Raw genomic sequence first — 2594 nt, forward strand, 5'->3', positions numbered from 1 at the left:
GCGCCCGACCGCGCCGTGACCTGGACATGGTCACACTGGCGCCGACGCCACCAACACCGAGCCCGACAAGCCCACTACCAGCGAAGACAAGCCATCAATCACAAAGTGCGGCTGGAGTACTAGTACTGCAACGGCACTCGGGTGGCTTGTGGTAGATCGTCCTGGTGGTGGTCGATGTGGTGATGGATCAGCTGGATCGGGTGCATGAGCGGATCGCGGGCCGGTTCACGCGGTCGGAGCCGCGGGCCCGGGCGCGGGAGTACATGTCCGGGCTGGTCACGGGTCTGGAACGGAAGAACGGCTGGACGCTGGCCGAGCAGGCCGGCGAAGTGTCCCCGGACGGCATGCAACGGCTCCTGCGCTGGGCGGACTGGGACATCGACGGAGTCCGCGACGACGTGCGCGACTACGTGATCGAGCATCTCGGCGAGCCGGGTGGTGTGCTGATCGTGGACGACACCGGGTTCCTGAAGAAGGGTGTGCGGTCGGCGGGGGTCCAGCGGCAGTACTCCGGGACGGCGGGCCGGATCGAGAACTGTCAGATCGGCACGTTCTTGGCCTATGCCTCCGGTCATGGCCATGCGTTGATCGATCGGGCGCTGTATCTGCCCGAGCCGTGGATCGCCGACCCCGATCGTTGCCGGGGGGCCGGGATCCCGGACGGGACCGAGTTCGAGACGAAGCCGCGGCAGGCAATGGGGATGCTGGCGCGGGCGTTCGAGGCGAAGGTGCCGTTCGCGTGGATCACTGCCGATGAGGCTTACGGGCAGGTCAAGTACCTGCGGGCGTGGCTGGAGGAGCACGAAGCCGCGTATGTGCTGGCCACCAAGGTCAACGACCTGCTGAGCACCACTGGCGGCGCCGAGGCCCGGGCGGACGAGCTGATCGAGCAGTTGCCCGCACGGTCGTGGCGGCGATTGTCGGTCGGTGCCGGTGCGCACGGCCCACGCGAGTACGACTGGGCGCGGATCCCGATCGGGATCGGCCGGCGGGCCGGGCGCGGGCACTGGCTGCTCGCCCGCCGCTCACTCTCAGACCCGACCGAGATCGCCTACTACGTCTGCTACGGACCCCGCCGCTCGACGTTGCTGGACCTGGCCTGGATCGCCGGGACCCGCCGGCGGGTCCCGGCGGGTCGAGGAATGCTTCCAGCAGGCCAAGAACGAAGCCGGACTCGACCACTACCAGGTCCGATCCTGGCGAGCGTGGTACGCCCACATCACCCTGTCGATGCTGGCCCACGCCTCGCTCGCCGTCTCCCGATCCCTGGCCGTAAAAGGGGAATCGGTGTCGGCGAGCCGGGCATGATCGGATCACGCTACCGGAGATCCGCCGCCTGCTCACCACACTCGTCCTGCGTGTCACCGACGCCGCCGAGCACGTCTGAGCCTGGTCATGCTTCCGTCGCCGACGACAACACCAAGCCCGCCTCAGCCACTACAAACGACGCGATTACCCACTCACCTGACTGCCGTTGCAGTACTAGGCTCGGGCCATGGTCACCACCGGGCAGTTCGCGGCCTTCGCCGCCCTCACCTTCCTGATGATTGTCGTGCCAGGCCCGAGTGTGCTGTTCACCATCAGCCGCGCGCTGACCGTCGGCAGGCGCGACGCGTTGCTCACCGTCGCTGGGAACGCCGTAGGCGTCTACCTGCAGGTATTGGCTGTCGCGTTCGGGCTCGGCGCCATCGTCACCGGCTCCGCCACGGCGTTCACCGTGATCAAACTGGCGGGCGCACTATACCTGGTCTACCTGGGCGCGCAGGCGATCCGGCATCGCCGCAAGCTCTCCGACGCCTTCTCTTCCGAGGTACGAACGACACCGGGCCGCACGCTCTCAGTCCTGCGCGACGGCCTCGTCGTCGGTTTCGCAAACCCGAAGTCGATCGTCTTCCTCGCCGCGATCCTGCCGCAGTTCGTGGACGCTTCGGCCGGGGCAGTTCCCGTCCAGATGCTCGTGCTCGGGATCTGCCTGCCACTGATCGCCCTGATTTCCGACACTCTGTGGGCGCTCGCCGCCGGAACGGCGCGCACCTGGTTCGCCCGGTCGCCGAAGCGGTTACAGTTGGTGGGCGGGACCAGCGGGCTGGTGATGATCGGGCTCGGGACGTCGCTCGCATTCACCGGACGCAAGGACTAGGGCGTGTCTCCCAAATATCCGCGTCCTGATCAGCGAGTATCGGTGGGTGACGCGGGTGGGTGTGATTTCTGATGAGTTCTGGGCCGCTGTCGAACCGGTGATGCCCTCGGATGAGGGCAGGCGGGGCAACAGGTTCAGTGATCACCGGTTGATGTTGGAGGAAATCGCGTGGTGGTTCCGCACGGGCTGTCCGTGGCGGGACCTGCCCACCGATTTCAGGCCGTGGCGGACGGTGTGGAAGCGGCATCATCGGTGGTCGTTGGATGGCACCTATGACGACATGTTCGCCCAGGTCGCCGCCGTGTTCGGGGTCGAGGGCGAGATGGCGAGCCTGTCACGTTTTTTGTGTAAGCCAGAGGTGATTGCTTACGTTTGTAGGTTATCAGAAAAGTATGCGTCCGGGAAAGATGTTGATCAGTGTGTTGAGTGCCACTTTCCAGCCGTGTGTTCCGGT

At 66.1% G+C, this 2594-nt stretch carries 2 protein-coding genes and 1 pseudogene; all 3 read left to right on the forward strand.

Going from position 1 to position 2594, the window contains the following annotated elements; translation table 11 throughout:
- The first annotated feature begins 164 nt into the window (after positions 1–164).
- Positions 165–1308 (forward strand): annotated as a pseudogene (locus ACM6LU_RS39095) (IS701 family transposase).
- Between the two features lie 187 nt (positions 1309–1495).
- Positions 1496–2140 (forward strand): LysE family translocator, encoded by a 645-nt coding sequence (locus tag ACM6LU_RS39100; protein ID WP_414942908.1) that lies wholly within the window; start codon positions 1496–1498, stop codon positions 2138–2140.
- 46 nt (positions 2141–2186) lie between these two features.
- The coding region (locus tag ACM6LU_RS39105; RefSeq protein ID WP_414942909.1) for a transposase at positions 2187–2594 on the forward strand (408 nt) is incomplete at its 3' end.

It is taken from the genome of Amycolatopsis sp. cmx-11-51, from assembly GCF_047608665.1.
In the GTDB taxonomy this organism is placed as follows: domain Bacteria; phylum Actinomycetota; class Actinomycetes; order Mycobacteriales; family Pseudonocardiaceae; genus Amycolatopsis.